Source organism: Cognatundibacterium luofuense (assembly GCF_018139685.1).
Taxonomy (GTDB): domain Bacteria; phylum Pseudomonadota; class Gammaproteobacteria; order Burkholderiales; family Burkholderiaceae_D; genus Undibacterium; species Undibacterium luofuense.
Window position 1 is genome coordinate 59,882 of record NZ_JAGSPN010000017.1, and the last position, 14,960, is coordinate 74,841.

At 53.3% G+C, this 14,960-nt stretch carries 13 protein-coding genes; 7 read left to right on the top strand and 6 right to left on the bottom strand.

Annotation, left to right across the window (positions count from 1 at the left end):
* Nucleotides 1–4: 4 nt before the first annotated feature.
* Together KDM89_RS17960 and guaB are read right to left on the bottom strand one after the other, a co-directional pair.
* Nucleotides 5–1,045: a GGDEF domain-containing protein gene (locus tag KDM89_RS17960; RefSeq protein ID WP_212689305.1), complete on the bottom strand. Its 1,041-nt coding sequence runs from the start codon at nucleotides 1,043–1,045 to the stop codon at nucleotides 5–7.
* A gap of 30 nt (nucleotides 1,046–1,075) precedes the next feature.
* Nucleotides 1,076–2,536 carry an IMP dehydrogenase gene (gene guaB / locus KDM89_RS17965; RefSeq protein ID WP_212689306.1) on the bottom strand — a complete coding sequence of 487 codons (1,461 nt, stop codon included), beginning with the start codon at nucleotides 2,534–2,536 and terminating at the stop codon, nucleotides 1,076–1,078.
* A gap of 106 nt (nucleotides 2,537–2,642) precedes the next feature.
* Here guaB and KDM89_RS17970 point away from each other — a divergent pair, with 106 nt between their 5' ends.
* On the top strand, nucleotides 2,643–3,131 hold the full coding sequence (locus KDM89_RS17970) for a DUF4124 domain-containing protein (protein WP_212689307.1): 489 nt from the start codon (nucleotides 2,643–2,645) through the stop codon (nucleotides 3,129–3,131).
* Nucleotides 3,132–3,257: 126 nt separating this feature from the next.
* Here KDM89_RS17970 and KDM89_RS17975 read toward each other — a convergent pair whose 3' ends face one another.
* Entirely contained in the window at nucleotides 3,258–3,560 is a 303-nt protein-coding gene (locus KDM89_RS17975; protein ID WP_212689308.1) for an RnfH family protein, read from the bottom strand.
* Nucleotides 3,553–3,984: a type II toxin-antitoxin system RatA family toxin gene (locus KDM89_RS17980; protein WP_212689309.1), complete on the bottom strand. Its 432-nt coding sequence runs from the start codon at nucleotides 3,982–3,984 to the stop codon at nucleotides 3,553–3,555. The genes KDM89_RS17975 and KDM89_RS17980 overlap by 8 nt, the downstream gene beginning before the upstream one ends.
* 104 nt (nucleotides 3,985–4,088) lie before the next feature.
* On the opposite strand from KDM89_RS17980, the gene smpB reads away from it, so the two are divergent.
* From smpB to KDM89_RS17995, 3 genes are all read left to right on the top strand, one after another.
* Nucleotides 4,089–4,544 carry an SsrA-binding protein SmpB gene (gene smpB, locus KDM89_RS17985; RefSeq protein ID WP_329604693.1) on the top strand — a complete coding sequence of 152 codons (456 nt, stop codon included), beginning with the start codon at nucleotides 4,089–4,091 and terminating at the stop codon, nucleotides 4,542–4,544.
* A 285-nt stretch (nucleotides 4,545–4,829) separates the two neighbouring features.
* Nucleotides 4,830–5,597 carry an osmolarity response regulator transcription factor OmpR gene (gene ompR / locus KDM89_RS17990; protein ID WP_189354979.1) on the top strand — a complete coding sequence of 256 codons (768 nt, stop codon included), beginning with the start codon at nucleotides 4,830–4,832 and terminating at the stop codon, nucleotides 5,595–5,597.
* A 14-nt stretch (nucleotides 5,598–5,611) separates the two neighbouring features.
* Nucleotides 5,612–6,979 (top strand): ATP-binding protein, encoded by a 1,368-nt coding sequence (locus KDM89_RS17995; RefSeq protein ID WP_230427956.1) that lies wholly within the window; start codon nucleotides 5,612–5,614, stop codon nucleotides 6,977–6,979.
* A gap of 331 nt (nucleotides 6,980–7,310) precedes the next feature.
* Here KDM89_RS17995 and KDM89_RS18000 read toward each other — a convergent pair whose 3' ends face one another.
* Nucleotides 7,311–12,200, bottom strand: coding sequence for a coiled-coil domain-containing protein (locus tag KDM89_RS18000; protein ID WP_212689310.1), 4,890 nt, complete (start codon nucleotides 12,198–12,200; stop codon nucleotides 7,311–7,313).
* A gap of 290 nt (nucleotides 12,201–12,490) precedes the next feature.
* On the opposite strand from KDM89_RS18000, the gene upp reads away from it, so the two are divergent.
* Nucleotides 12,491–13,126, top strand: coding sequence for a uracil phosphoribosyltransferase (upp, locus tag KDM89_RS18005; protein ID WP_212689311.1), 636 nt, complete (start codon nucleotides 12,491–12,493; stop codon nucleotides 13,124–13,126).
* Nucleotides 13,127–13,287: 161 nt separating this feature from the next.
* On the opposite strand, the gene KDM89_RS18010 is transcribed toward upp, so the two are convergent.
* On the bottom strand, nucleotides 13,288–13,719 hold the full coding sequence (locus tag KDM89_RS18010; RefSeq protein WP_212689312.1) for a DUF7684 family protein: 432 nt from the start codon (nucleotides 13,717–13,719) through the stop codon (nucleotides 13,288–13,290).
* Between the two features lie 344 nt (nucleotides 13,720–14,063).
* On the opposite strand from KDM89_RS18010, the gene KDM89_RS18015 reads away from it, so the two are divergent.
* Nucleotides 14,064–14,435, top strand: coding sequence for a transposase (locus KDM89_RS18015; protein ID WP_212689313.1), 372 nt, complete (start codon nucleotides 14,064–14,066; stop codon nucleotides 14,433–14,435).
* Nucleotides 14,432–14,764, top strand: coding sequence for an IS66 family insertion sequence element accessory protein TnpB (gene tnpB / locus KDM89_RS18020; RefSeq protein ID WP_212689314.1), 333 nt, complete (start codon nucleotides 14,432–14,434; stop codon nucleotides 14,762–14,764). Before KDM89_RS18015 ends, tnpB begins: the two co-directional genes overlap by 4 nt.
* Nucleotides 14,765–14,960: the final 196 nt, after the last annotated feature.

Here is a 14,960-nt window from a genome sequence, read left to right on the forward strand (position 1 = left end):
ATATTTATGTGGGTTGCCCCGGCTCGGCCTGAACAACACTGTTATTTCCTGCTCTCTTTGCAGACAGCAGCGCTCTTTCAGCGAGGCCGACCAGCGCCTCCGGGTCTGCATCCGGAAATGCATCTGTCGAAACAGTGCCGGTACAGACAGTTAATTTTGTGGGGACCTGATTCACAGGTTCAGGGTGCATCATCACAGCCAGACGAATACGTTCAGCAACCGCAAATGACACCAGATGCGAGGCACCGGGCAATACGATCAGAAACTGATCTTCGCCAAAACGACCAAGCGCATCAAACGGACGTATGCATGACCGGATACGGCTCACCATCCGGATAAGTATCTGATCTGCACCAGATACGCCATGATCGCGCCGCAGCAGTTCGATCTGATCCGGAAATACGAACATCAGCGAAAGCGGTTTTTCTGCTTTCCGGCAACGCTCAAGTTCCAGTCCTAACGAACGGATAATCGCGCCTTTATTCCATGTACCCAGTAAAGGATCAATCATGGCTTCGCGTTTCAGATAACGGTTTTGCTTCAGCAACTCGTGTTGCTGCTGGCAAAGCGTGGTCAGCGCCAGCTCATGCTGAATCAGTACTGCCATATCCGCCAGAAGCAGATGCGTTGTGGAATCAAGTTTTCTGGGTTGGTAATCGATCAGCCGGATACATGCAACCAGCTTCCCGTGCATGTCGTGCACAGGATATGAGGCGTAGAAACGAATAAATGGCGCACCTGCCACGTAAGGCAATTGCGCCATTTCAGTATCTTGCGTCAGATCTTCGATCAGAACGACATCATCTGTCAGCGGAAAGTAATCACTGAACACCGCTTCCATTTCAGAAATCGGATGCTCGTGACTACCGCCGCGGCCGGCAAGGCGGCCAAATGTGATGAAGCAGTTTGCGACCGAAAACAGTTGCAGGCCCAGTCGTTCAAAGCGCGCAATTCTGGCTTCCGGTTTTTCGGCAGAAAGCCGCTCAATTGCGGTATTCGCCGGCGCTCCGGAAGTCAGCTGAAAACTGCTAACGCCTGATGACATGCACGCCCCCCGTTTTCGTGTCAGCCAGGTTTATTCAGCCCGGTAATTTGGCGCTTCTTTGGTGATCTGCACATCATGAACGTGCGACTCACGCATACCGGCAGAAGTGATTTCTACGAATTCTGCTTTGTTGTGCATATCGTCAATCGATCCGCAGCCACAGTAACCCATAGAGGAACGAACACCACCAACCAGTTGATACAGAATCGCCAGCACGCTGCCTTTGTACGGCACACGGCCTTCAATGCCTTCCGGTACCAGTTTGTCCTGGTTATTACCGGATTCCTGGAAGTAGCGGTCAGCAGAACCTGCGGACATCGCGCCCAGACTGCCCATGCCGCGATACGATTTGTAGCTGCGACCCTGATACAGAATGACTTCGCCCGGTGCTTCTTCAGTACCTGCGAACATACTGCCCATCATGACGGTGGATGCACCGGCAGCCAGTGCTTTTGCCACGTCACCGGAGAAACGAACGCCGCCGTCGGCGATACAAGGAACGCCAGTGCCTTTCAGCGCCGTTGCTACGTTAGCGATTGCAGAAATTTGCGGAACACCAACACCGGCAACAATACGTGTTGTACAGATCGAACCAGGACCGATACCGACTTTCACCGCATCCGCGCCATGCTCAACCAGCGCCAGCGCTGCAGCAGCGGTGGCAATATTGCCGCCGATGACGTCGATGTGCGGGTAGTTATCTTTTACCCAGCGCACGCGATCCAGAACACCTTTCGAGTGACCGTGTGCTGTATCAACAACAATCACGTCCACACCGGCTTTGACCAGCAAATCGATACGGGCTTCATTATCAGGGCCAACGCCGACCGCTGCACCAACACGCAGCTGACCGCGTGCATCTTTGGAGGCAAACGGATGCTCAGTTGATTTCTGAATATCTTTAACCGTGATCAGACCATGCAGTTCGAAGTCGTCGTTGATGACCAGTACGCGTTCGAGGCGGTGTTTGTTCATCAGGCGCTTGGCTTCCGCCAGATCAGCACCTTCTTTGACGAACACCAGTTTGTCACGCGGTGTCATTTTCGCGCGTACTTCCGCTTCCAGATCCTCTTCGAAACGCAAGTCACGGTTGGTGATAATACCAACCACATACTTACCTTCAACTACCGGAAAGCCGCTGATGCCATGCTGATGCGACAGAGAAAGTACGTCCCTGATACGCATATCCGGCGGTACAGTGATCGGATCACGTAACACGCCGGATTCAAAACGTTTCACTTTGGAAACTTCGCGGGCTTGTTCAGCTGCAGTCAGATTTTTGTGGACGATACCAATACCACCTTCCTGAGCCATCGCAATTGCCAATCGCGCTTCCGTGACTGTATCCATTGCAGCGGACACAAGCGGGATGTTCAGACTGATATTGCGCGACAGTTTGGTCGCAAGGGAGGTATCTTTAGGGAGAATGTTCGAATAGGCTGGTACGAGTAGCACGTCATCGAACGTGAGTGCTTTTTGAAGTAAACGCATAGTCTTTCCTATAGGCGCAAAAGCGAATTATACAGAAAACTTGCGAGTGCGTCGCGTACCGTGTAAAACTCTCGTTATTGATTATGACACTTTCACACATCGAACTATGAAAAGCCGCACGCTGATCGCATTACTGTCCCTGATTTGTGTTCAGGGACTCGCTATGGCCCAGTATATCTGGGTTGACGAAAAAGGAAACAAACAATACTCCGATACAGCGCCGCCTGCGTCTGTACCAAAGAGCCGCATTATCAAAGCACCGGGCACATCTTCCGGCACGGTAACGGCACCCGCAGCAACATCTCCTGCTGTACCTTCCGCACCGGCAAAACCGCAAACCACCGCCAGCAAAAACGAGGATTACAACAAACGCCGTACCGAACAAGCTGAGGCTGCACAAAAGAATGCTGCGGAACATCAGGCCAGTCAGGATAAAAAACAGGATTGCGAACGTGCGCGCAGCTATCAACGCAGCCTGGAATCCGGCGAACGTGTTGCGAATGTGGATAGCAAAGGCGAACGCTTTTTCCTGGACGACAATCAGCGCTCAAAAGAATTAGATCAGGTAAAAAAAGCTCTGGCCAATTGTCAGTAAAGTCGGCGCGCAAACTTGCTAGCAATCTGAAATTTGCAAATTAAAATCTGATCATGAAAAACAAAACGGGCCAGGTGAACTGGCCCGTTTTGTCTACATCTATTTACTTAGCAACATAGCGACTGATTACATCGTCCCGCGCTTCCGATTTTGCTTTACCGCCCTGCGACGGCGCGCTTCCATCGGATCCGCTGTCAGCGGACGGTAAATTTCAATACGGTCACCATCTTTCAGCACGGTATCCGGCGTTTTCTTTTTTCCGAAAATACCAACCGGCATTGCCCCTATGTCCTTGATATTCGCTTTTTCTGCAATACCGCTTTGTTGCAATGCTGCGGCCAGATCACTGCCTGATGCCAGCGTCAGTGGAATACGAAACACTTGCTCCGGTAATGCATAACAAACTTCAACCTGAATCAATTCAGCCATAGACCTTCTCCGCGCGCTGGCAAAAACTATCAACAAAACTGTTCGTAATTTTGCTGAATACCGGCCCGATAATATGCTCCAGTAACTTGCTGGAAAACTCGTAATGCAAATCAAACTCGATCTTGCATGCATCGGCTCGCAGCGGAGTAAACTTCCAGCTACCGGTTAAATGACGGAAAGGTCCTTCCACCAATTGCATTTGCATTGCATGCGGCGGCTGGTTCTGATTTCGCGTCGTAAAACTCTGACGAATACCGTGATAATTAATCGATAAGGTTGCAACCAGTGCCGCATCTGTGCGCTCCTGTACTGAAACACCGCCACACCAGGGCAGAAATTCAGGGTACGCTTCTACCTTATCCACCAGAGCAAACATTTGCTCGGCGCTGTAAGCAACAAAAACTGTCTTATGTACTACCGCCATTGAATAAAACCATTTGGTAAAATGTCAGGTTCGCATTTTACCCGAGTCGCCGGATTGACGACATCTCGTCAGCACAAAGACCGTGACGCATTAGCAAAGAAAAAATACGCATGACTATCGCAGACAATAAAAAGGCCTTCCACGATTACTTTGTTGAAGAACAGTTTGAAGCCGGCATGGTGCTGGAAGGCTGGGAAGTGAAAGCAATCCGCGCTGGCAAAGTGCAGTTAAAAGAAGCCTATGTGATTGTAAAGGCCGGTGAGATTTTTCTGTTCGGGGCGCATATCGGTGCGTTACCGACCGCCTCTACCCACATCCGCCCGGATTCGGTCCGTACCCGCAAGCTGCTGTTGCGCGCTGAAGAAATCTCCAAACTGATTGGTAAGGTCGAACGCGCCGGTTACACCATGGTGCCGATCAATCTGCACTACAGCAAAGGCCGCATCAAATGTCAGATTGGTCTTGCCAAAGGTAAAAAGCAACATGACAAGCGAGATACTGAACGTGAACGCGACTGGCAGCGTGAACAACAAAAAATTATGAAGCAGCATCGCCGCTGATTTTCCTGCCGGCGCGGCTTTTCTGCCGCGCCCTGCTCCCCTTTCTGCCGCAAACAGCAAGCTTTCGGCATGACCTCTGATCTGGCTCTGTCAGCCGCCCGAAATACGTGAGAGAATCAACCGGCACCGTTGCAGTTTTTTGCAACTGTGTGCAAAAAAGCATCAGATTCGACGAAATTCCGCGACAAACGCGGGGATTTTGATCACAGTAAAGTATGTAACTCTTTGTAAGCCCCCGTCCTAAACGGTTTCCAATATGAAACGTTCTCAGTACCATTACGGCCTATGAATACTGTAAACACGATTGAACAAAGTGCTGGCCAACCGGGCACTCCGCCAAAAGCGAAAATCCTGGTTGTTGATGATGATTTACGGCTGCGCGAACTGCTGCGCCGCTATCTGACAGAGCAAGGCTTTTATGTCGTCGGCGCAGAGAATGCACAGGTCATGAACAAGCTGTGGATGCGCGAACGTTATGACATGCTGGTACTGGATCTGATGTTACCGGGCGAAGACGGGCTGGCGATTTGCCGCCGCCTGCGCGGTGGCGGTGATCAGACACCGATCATCATGCTGACCGCCAAAGGCGAAGAAGTAGACCGGATTATTGGTCTGGAAATGGGTGCGGATGACTATCTGCCTAAACCATTCAATCCGCGCGAACTGGTGGCACGTATTAATGCTGTCTTACGCCGTAAAGCACCGGACGAATTACCCGGCGCACCATCCGATGGCCCGCAGACTTTCAGTTTCGGTGATTTCACGCTGGATCTGGGCACACGTACACTGCGCAAGGGAACACAAACCATTTCCTTAACCACTGGCGAATTCTCGGTACTGAAAGTGTTTGCACGCCATGCACGTCAGCCGATGTCGCGTGAAAAACTGATGGAACTGGCGCGCGGTCGCGAATACGAAGTGTTTGACCGCAGTCTGGACGTGCAGATTTCACGCTTACGCAAACTGATTGAACCAGACCCATCCAACCCGCTGTACATCCAGACAGTCTGGGGCCTGGGCTATGTGTTTATTCCTGACGGACAGAAAAACTGAATACCGGTAAACCTTTGATTGCCTCCTACCTTAACAGTATGGAGTGGCTGAAAAGCGGATTATTCTGGCGTACCTTCTTCATGCTTGCCGCCCTTGTGATGGCAAGCATGTTGCTTTGGTTCGCCAGTTTTCGCAGCCTGGAACGCACACCGCGTGCGCAGCAACTCAGCTCGCAGATCGTGTCGATTGTCACCGTCAGTCGCGCAGCGCTCGCCCACTCGACACCCGAAAATCGCGATGCTTTTCTGGCCACGATGGCGCGCAATGAAGGCGTACGTATCACAACGCTGCATCGCGAAGATGTCACCGCAGCGCTGGATAAGAATGCATTCAATACCGAACTGGGCTCATCCCTGACCCAAACGCTCGGTGCCGACACCCGCTTTGCACGTCAGGTCAACGGAGAAACCGGTTTCTGGATCAGCTTCCGTATCAATGATCAGCCTTACTGGTTGCGTCTGGATACCGAGCGTATTGAGCCACCGATTACTGTTCCCGTGATCAGCTGGGCTGCTGCGACGCTGCTGCTGACCCTGCTTGGCGCCGTGATCATTTCGAAACTGATTAACGATCCGCTGGCACAACTGAGTCAGGCGGCATACCAGATCGCGCAGGGCAAACGTCCGCAACCATTGCCGGAACGCGGCCCCAAAGAAATCCGCGAAACCAACACCAGTTTTAATTCGATGGTGGAAGATCTGGCACGGATTGAAACCGACCGCACGATTATTCTGGCAGGTATTTCGCATGATTTACGCACGCCACTGGCGCGTATGCAGCTGGAAGTGGAAATGGCGGATCTCGATCCGCAGGCGCGCGCTGGTATGCAATCGGATCTGGTGCAGATGGATGCCATCATTAATCAGTTCCTCGATTACGCAAAACCGCTGGATAACCATGATTTTGAGCCGGTGGAAATCAGTGAATTGTTATTGCAAGTGATTAAGGATTACGCATCCCGCATTTCTAACCTGCAAATCCGTACAGACATCACACCCGGCCTGATCATTCATGGCAACGAAACAGAATTGCACCGGCTGTTTTCGAATCTGATTGAAAACGCCTGCCGCTACGGTAAAAATCCGGATCGTCAGACTGTGCTGATGGAAGTTCAGTGCAGCATCAAGAAAAACGGCAAGAAGCAAGGCGTGCTGATCAGTTTCCGCGATTATGGTGATGGTGCGCCGGACGACGATATCAACCGTTTGCTGCGCCCTTTCACCCGTGCCGATGCATCACGCAGTCAGGCCAATGGTTCCGGCCTGGGTCTGGCAATTGTGGACCGCATCATCAAACGTCATCGCGGACGTCTGCGGATTTACAACCATGAACATCGTGGCTTTGTCGCTGTGATGATCATTCCGGAATACCGTTCACGCTGATCGTTCACTGGTAATTCAACTTCTTCCGTCAGTATCATTTCTCTCCATGCTTAAGCCTGACCGACAGCAATTGTCCGTCAGGCTTTTTTAATGTTTTTTTGCCTGAAAACCCCTCAAATGCGGACTTCTGCATAGCGATCTGGCGGTCGTCGGCAGAAAGTCCGGGCCTCCGGAAATCACAAATGACGATATTTGCATACTCTACTCGCCATTAAATCGCAGCTACAGCATACGCACGGTTTCTCACATCGAAAGAGAAACGGAGTTGAATATGAATTTATCCAAAAAAAAGAGCGGCATACGCCGCTCTGACTCAGTGAAACAAAAAAACTCAGCGTGCCGGCGCACTCAGTGACTGCGACATTTTCAGCGATGGCATCGCCTGTGCCGGTGCATTCACAACCTGTACCTTTGCCACAGCCGGTGCTGCCACTGCTTGTGCCGGACCGGCAACATGCAACAGACCAACACCCAGCACGCCCGCAGTCAGCACTGCACCTGCCACCAGCGCCGGACGCCAGCTGCGTTTTGCATCATTGGCGGCCATCACTGGCATATCAAACTGAACCGGTGCCTGTTGCAGCAACGCCTGAACCTGATCAGACCAGCCATTTGCACGGTTAGCTTCATACTGCAGCTTGCGCAGTAAATCGCGGGTCAGGGATTCCGCCTGTTGCTCTGCGATGCGGCGTGTTTTTTCCAGCGCGGCTTGTTGCACTGCCTGCGCTGCCAGCAAACTGTCTGCTTCGATGCCGGCTTTTTCAGCCAGTGCCTGCATCTGCAGGGCACGCACGGTGATTACTTCAGCTTGCGTTTGCAACCATTCCTGCATGGCGATTTCTGCCTGATTCAGTTCGGCTGCATGCTGATGCGCAGCCTGCAATGCGGTTTTTGCAGCTTGCTGTTCTTCGCGGCGTTGCAAAATCAGATCCGCCAGCGCAGCGTGTTCTTCATCCATAGCAGCAGTACGCGCTTCTGTTTCAGCGATCGCAGCCTGATCCTGTTTCAGTGCCGCCAGTTTTTCCTGTTCACGGGCAATGACAGCAATACTTTCCGCCATCAGGCGCTGTTCTTCAGCAATGCGTTGTGCAATCAGTGCTTCGGCAGCCGCAGCAGCGTCTGCACGTGCTTTCGCTGCTGCTGCCAGAGCCTGCTCCTGCTGAGCCAGACTATCTTCTGCCAGCTTCGCCTGCGCCTCTGTCTGCAGACGCGCTTCGCTTTCGCGTGCCAGATTCTGCTCGTGCTGCAAACGCATTTCTGTGCTGTCCAGCAAGGCATGTTCCGCTGCCAGACGGGCTTCCGCAGCAGCGACTGTCATCGCGTGTTTGCGCTGAATTTCCTGCTCTGCTTCACGTTGCTGGTTTGCCAGTGCCAGCGCACGGCGCGCTTGCTCTGCATTGTCTGCCTGCAATGCGAGTACGCGGCTGGCTTCCTGTGCAGCCGCTTCTGCCAGTTCTGCTGCTTCCTGTTCCTGTTTCGCTGCCATCTGCAACAAACGTGCAGACTCAGCCTGCGCTGTCGCTTTTTCCTGTGCTGCACGTTGCTGCTGCTCTACTGCAGCTGCAGCTTCGCGCGCTGCTGTCAGCAAGCGTTGTTCCGCCTGTTTTGCCAGCGCTGCAGCCGCTACTGCCTGTTGTTCAGACTGCAAGCGTTCAGCCAGATATTGCGCAGCGGCCTGTTCAGCCTGAAGACGCTCTTGTTCCAGCTTCAGCAGCTCTGCTGTTTTTTCCTGATTTTGTACCGCGGTCTGATGCGCTTTTGCCTGCAATTCAGCGTGTTGTTTCGCTTGTTCCAGCATGGCGTTTTCCGCCGCCAGACGCGCCTCAGTCATTTCCAGCGCATGCTGCTCAGCGACGGCACGTTCTGCCTGTGCTGCAGCCAGTGCAGCTTCCTGCTCAAGGCAAGCACGGATTGCCTGCAAAGCCTGTTGTTCGCTTTGCTGACGGGCACTCAGTTCTTTTGCCAGTTCTTGTTCGGTGGCAGCGCGCGCCTGTTCAATGGCAGTGTTTTCCTGCAGTAGGCGGATTTTTTCCTGCGTTGCCTCTGCGCGTTGCTGTTGTGCCTGCGCTTCTGCCTGCACTGCGAGGATTTCAGCATCTGCAGCTGCGTTAGCCTGCTCCAGCACCAGACGCTGTGCCTGTTCTGCGCTGGCTTTCTGACGTGCCAGTGCTGCGTGTCGATAAGCAGCATCCGCACGACGCTCCGCTTCGGTCTTTGCAGCCTGCTCCGCCGCCAGCCGTTCAGATGTCGCACGTGTTACAGTTTCTTCAGAAGCAACACGCTGGCGGGTTGCTGCCTGCAGTTGCTCTGCCAAAGCGAGTTTTTCTTGTGTGACGCGCACCAGTAAGGCTTCCTGATCAGCGATCGCCGCCAGCTCCTGATGCAGACTGCGTTCCGCTTGTGCACGGGCTGCCTCAGCAACGCGAACACGTTCAGCCGCTTCGGCATTCGCGGCTGCAAAGGCTTCGGCCTGTTCTGCTTCTGCACGGGTAGATTCTGCTGCAGAAAGGGCTTGCTGCATGGCAGTCTGCGCCTGTTCTGTCAGCTGTAATGCTGCTGTTTCGGCGGCGACTTTTGCTTCTTCTGTTTCGGCCAGCAATGCGACCTTCGCCAGTTTTTCTTCAACCAGTTCCAGTGCTTTTTTCTGAGTCGCAACAAACACCCTTGCCTGCTCACGCAGACGCTGTTCGGATGCCAGTTTGCTGTCTGCCAGTTGTGCTGCCAGTTGCTCCGCTTGCGCACGTTCCTGCGCCATAGCTGCCAGTTCTGCTTCGCGTTCAGCACGCGCAGCCGCTGCTGCACTGGCAATCTGCTCTGCTTCTGCACGTAAGCGCTGCGCTTCGCGTTCTTCCAGTTCAGCTTGCAAACGCGCTTGTTGCGCAGCCAGCTGTGCCTGTAATTGCTGTTCGTTTTCCTGTTGTGTACGCAGTGCTTCGCGCTCTAGTACCGCCAGCTGTTGCGCAGCTTGTTTACGGCGCTGCAACAGCTCCAGCGCTTCCTGTTCGGCTTGTTGAATCAGTTCCTGCTCAGCGCGCAGGCATTGTTCTTCCTGAACGCGCAAATCCAGTAACTCACGGGCTTGCTGTTCTGCCGCCAGAGATGCCTGACGCGCTTCCAGACTGGCTTGTTCCAGCGCCAGACGAGCTTGCAATTCAGCCTGTATAGCATGTTCAGCCTGCAGGTTTTGCTGAGTTGCGATCAGGGTACGGGCTTCTGTATCGGCCTTTTGTGCCAGCACCTGATTCAGCACCTCCGCCTCCTGCGCACGGGCCTGTGCCAGTTGCAGATAGTCTTGCTGCAGACGGGCATGCTCCTCCAGCTTGCTGACCCGAGCCTGTTCAGCATCAATCAGCGCACGACGGGCAATACGTGCTTCTTCCTGAATATGCTGACGGCGTGCCAGTAAAGCAGCCTGTGCTTTTTCCTGCTCCGCTTTTTCCAGCAATGCAGCAGCCAGCGCCTGCTCATGTTCCAGCTTTTCCTGCATCGCCTGTGCTGCCAGCGTCTCTGCCTGCAAACGGGATTGCTCGGCCAGATTCGCTTGTTCCAGTTGCACAGCCTGCAATGCAGCCACTGCTGTTGCCTGTTCAGCCAGTTGCTTTTGCTGCGCCTGATGTAATAAAGCATCTTCACGTGCGGCTGCTTCCAGTTCAGCAGCCAGACGTACCTGCTCTGCTGCATCTTGCTGCGCACGTGCCTGCTCCAGTGCCTGCAGTTCTGCATTGCGAGCCGCCAGTTGGGCTTCTGCAGCCGCAGCCGCAGCCTCCGCTTTTTCGCGTGCTGCCAGTACGGTATCCTGAGCCGCTTCTGCCTTCAGTTTTTCAGTGTCGACAGCTTCCTGCAGTAAATCCAGTGCCTGCTGTTCTTCACGTGCGGTCTGCAATTCTGCTGCCAGCAAGGCTTCGCGGGTTTGTTGCTGTTCCGCTGCCATTGCCGCACGTTGCGCGCTGACTTCAGCGAGCTGCTGCGCTTGTTCCGCCTCTTGTCTGGCTGCTGCCAGTGCTGCTTCCTGCGCAAGACGGGCAGCGTGTTCAGCAGCTTCTTTTTCCGCCAGCAAACGCGCTTGCTCAAGTTCCGCTTGCGCTTTGCATTCGAGTTCAGTCGCAATCCGTTGTTCTGCTGCCAGCTTCTCAGCCAGCGCGGCGGCGGCTTTTTGTTCTGCCAGCAAACGACGCTCTTCAGCTGCTGCCAGCCCTTTTGCGATATGCAGTTTGTCTTCAGCGGCTTGTTTTGCCTGACCTGTCAGTTGCGCTGTCAGTACCGCAACTTGCAAGGCTTCCTGCTCAGCATTGGCTTGTTCGCAAGCGATTTCCAGCGCCGATTGCTCAACCTGTGCACGCTCCTGTGCGATACGCACAGCGCGCTGCTCTTCATCCATACGTGCAGCGGCGTTTGCCGTTGCTGCAGCTTCCGCCAGACGGCGTGCCTCGGCTTCGGCCAGCGCTTGTTGTTCTGCCTGCAGGCGTGCTTTGATCTGATGATCTGCCATCGCTGCAGATTCAATCTGCAGCATGGCAGCTTCCTGTAATGCTTTTTCGGTGCGGATACGCTCTTCCGTCATCAGACGGATTTTCTCTTCCGCATCACGACGTGCACGTGCTGCTTCAGCGGCTTGCGCTTCGGCCTGAGCACGTTTCTCTGCGGCGTCTTTTAATTCCAGTTCCGCCTGAACCCGCATCTGGATGGCTTCCAGTGCGCGCTGTTCAGATTCACTGCGCGCCTGAGAAATGGCCAGATGTTCCTGCTCCAGAATTTGCACCATTTTACGGCGCTCTTCAGTCAGCGGACTGTCTTCCGATTGAGATTGAGGTGCCTGTGCTTGCAGCGTAAAACGGGATAACGCGGCGTTCGCAGCAACAGAGGCATCCTCTTCTTCAGGCAACGACAATTGCACTACCGGTGCCGGCATCGGGGTCGCCGGAGGCAGTGGTGTAGCGTGTTGCCATTGTTTATCGGCGCGCTCACGGGCTTCCTGACTGAGCTTCTGGCGTAGCGCTTCTTCCTGTTGCTGCTTGACTTGCTGACGCTTCGCTTCCGCAGCTGCCAGCATTGCCGGGTTCGGGGTGACCTCTGACATAGCTGGTGTCGCTGCCGCCGGTTGTGATGTGGCTTTCTGATCAGCCACAGCCTGCGCCGCGCGCGCTTCAACGCGGGCAATCGCTTCACGGATCCCTTTCACATCAATCCGTGAATTGGATTCCAGCAAACCTGAAGAATGCATGAATACACTGCTGTCATCGAATTCCTCATCAAAGGAACCGCGTGTCATGCGATGTAAAAGTGTCTGATCCTTGTCCATACTCAACCCCGTTTTGAGTGCCAATGTCGTGCAACAGAAGAAATGCTTCTCTCGTATGCTGTCATTATCCGGATTCGCAACTGTTTCAAAGACCGGAATACAGGCCGGTTTCCCCCTCTTTTTCAGCGCTGAGTGTTTGTTTTTAGTTTGACTACACCGTAAAACGGCATAGGGGCGTACAATAGCGCCTGCAAAAAATTTAGCTGGAGAATATGTTGAACGATTTAGTGACTGAAATTAAGCACCCGCTGGTGCAGCATAAGCTGACGCTGATGCGCAGCAAAGATACGCCAACCGACAATTTCCGCCGCCTGTTGCGCGAAATCAGCCAGATGTTCGCGTATGAAGTCACCCGCGACCTGCCGATCGAATTCACCCGTATCGAAACACCGATTCAGGAAATCGATGCGCCGGTCATCAGTGGCAAAAAACTGTGCGTGATCTCCGTCCTGCGCGCCGGCAACGGCATTCTCGACGGCATGCTGGATCTGCTGCCAAATGCCCGCGTTGGTCACATCGGCTTGTATCGTGATCCGGAAACACTGGAGCCGGTAGAGTATTACTACAAAGTGCCGGAAGACATTTCTGACCGTCTGGTGATTGTTGTTGATCCTATGCTGGCAACCGGCAATTCCGCTGCTGCTGCCATCGAACGCCTGAAACGCGGCGGCGCAAAAACGATTAAATTCGTTTGCTTACTGGCCGCACCGGAAGGCATCGAAGTGATGCGCAAGGCACATCCTGATGTACCGATCATTACCGCCTCGATCGATCAGCGCCTGAACGAACACGGCTACATTGTTCCTGGCCTCGGTGACGCGGGCGACCGTATCTTCGGCACAAAATAAGCAAGCCACACTCGCTACTCTGATTAGCAGTGTCTGAACGCTGCTCTCAGAAATAACAAACCCCGCAGTCAGAAATGCTGCGGGGTTTTGTTTTACTGAATGATTCAACAATAACGGTTCTGAACAGCACCATCGTGCCTTTTCGGTATTACATCCGGAAATCACGCATCAAATGCGGTTCCGGTATCAGCACCGACAATTTCAACCGCACCAGCATATTCAGGTCGCTCGGAGATTTCCATTATTAACAAACTGCGAGGTTCATCGTTGGCCGTTAATGCCGCGTACTTTGCAAACCAGCATACTTCCTCAAGTGTTTCGTCACTGTGACTGGTCGTCAATATGGGCGTTGATTTTGATTCAAAAACATTACAAATCACCTCATCTGCAGAATCCTCCCACTCTTCCGCAAATGCCCCCCAGCACATCAAATAGTGCAAATGATCATTTACCAATTTTCGACAAAATTCATACCGCGACTGATCTGATGCCGGCGTCAGAGCAATCACCAAAACATGGGTATAACGGTTCTGACTCATTAACCTCTGGTCGTTCAACGATCCTGGATGCGTATAAAGATATGCTGTATTCATCTATTTCCTTTTATTCACGCAGTCGTGAAAAATTATGCAATATAGGGTAGCTGAAAAACTAGCGATCTTGGCTATGTTTGAACTGCACATTCAATCTGACACAAACCGCTTTTATCCTTAACAGCAGGTCTAGACAGTGAGCTTTTATACTGTGTCATTTCACAAGCGAATCGCATTACTGACGCAGCTCGGGTGTACTGAGTCAGTCAGCAAAACAATGGCAAAGTCTGTACGGCGAAACCGCCGTTGGCGTCCATTTGTTCGTAAGCACCCGGTGAAGTCATCTTGAAGTTAAGTGCGTAAGCGCAGATGATCGTGTCCACTTAATAAGTGGACACTTATACATGATGGACGATGAAATCAATACGCCAAGACGGCGTCGGCGGCACAGTGCCGAATTCAAGGCTCAGGTCATTCAAGCCTGCAAACAACCGGGCATTTCCATTGCTGCCACGGTTTTGCGTTACCAGCTGAACGCCAATCAGGTCCGTATCTGGATGAAGGCGCATGAGCAATTGGCGATACCGTCGACGCCAATTGCACCGATTACCAAAACTCCCGAATTCATTCCCATTCCGTTGCCTGCGCCAACCGCAGTCACTGCGACACCTGACATCGTGATTGACATCAGACGAGGAGCAGCTCATGTGACCGTGCGCTTGCCGCAAGCTGCGGCCGCAGAGTGCGCCGGCTGGCTGCAGAACTGGCTAAGATGATCCGGATAGATTCCATCTGGCTGGCAACAGAACCGATTGATATGTGCATCGGTATGGATACTGCACTGGCAAGGGTAGTTCAGGTATTCGGTGCAGCGCGGCCGCATCATGCCTACCTGTTTACCAACAAGCGTTCGACGCGTATCAAAGTCCTGATCTATGACGGGTTCGGTATCTGGCTGGCGAGCCGGCGTCTGAACAAGGGAAGCTTTACCTGGACTGACAGTGGTCATTTGTCGGTCGCGCTCAACACCGGCCAGCTACAGGCGCTGGTGACCGGCCTGCCTTGGCAGGCACTCACGCACGATCACCAGATTACCGTGGTGTGAGTTCCCCGAAGATGTAAACCTATGTAAACGTCCTTGCTGAAGCAGGCTTTTGTCTGGCACATTGCCAGACATGGATTTAACTGTCGACATCACTGAGCTCAACCCGGACCAGATCCGCGAATTGGCCATCCGGCTGCAGGCCGAGGGCCGGTTCCGGCAAACGGTGATTGATAAGTTGACTCACGAACTGGCCCTC

What these genes read in the sequence shown, in the direction of transcription:
- KDM89_RS17960 (WP_212689305.1), bottom strand. Translation starts at nt 1,045, where the DNA reads ATGTCATCAGGCGTTAGCAGTTTTCAGCTGACTTCCGGAGCGCCGGCG.
- guaB (WP_212689306.1), bottom strand. Translation starts at nt 2,536, where the DNA reads ATGCGTTTACTTCAAAAAGCACTCACGTTCGATGACGTGCTACTCGTA.
- KDM89_RS17970 (WP_212689307.1), top strand. Translation starts at nt 2,643, where the DNA reads ATGAAAAGCCGCACGCTGATCGCATTACTGTCCCTGATTTGTGTTCAG.
- KDM89_RS17975 (WP_212689308.1), bottom strand. Translation starts at nt 3,560, where the DNA reads ATGGCTGAATTGATTCAGGTTGAAGTTTGTTATGCATTACCGGAGCAA.
- KDM89_RS17980 (WP_212689309.1), bottom strand. Translation starts at nt 3,984, where the DNA reads ATGGCGGTAGTACATAAGACAGTTTTTGTTGCTTACAGCGCCGAGCAA.
- ompR (WP_189354979.1), top strand. Translation starts at nt 4,830, where the DNA reads ATGAATACTGTAAACACGATTGAACAAAGTGCTGGCCAACCGGGCACT.
- KDM89_RS18000 (WP_212689310.1), bottom strand. Translation starts at nt 12,200, where the DNA reads ATGCATTCTTCAGGTTTGCTGGAATCCAATTCACGGATTGATGTGAAA.
- upp (WP_212689311.1), top strand. Translation starts at nt 12,491, where the DNA reads ATGTTGAACGATTTAGTGACTGAAATTAAGCACCCGCTGGTGCAGCAT.
- KDM89_RS18010 (WP_212689312.1), bottom strand. Translation starts at nt 13,719, where the DNA reads ATGAATACAGCATATCTTTATACGCATCCAGGATCGTTGAACGACCAG.
- KDM89_RS18015 (WP_212689313.1), top strand. Translation starts at nt 14,064, where the DNA reads ATGATGGACGATGAAATCAATACGCCAAGACGGCGTCGGCGGCACAGT.
- tnpB (WP_212689314.1), top strand. Translation starts at nt 14,432, where the DNA reads ATGATCCGGATAGATTCCATCTGGCTGGCAACAGAACCGATTGATATG.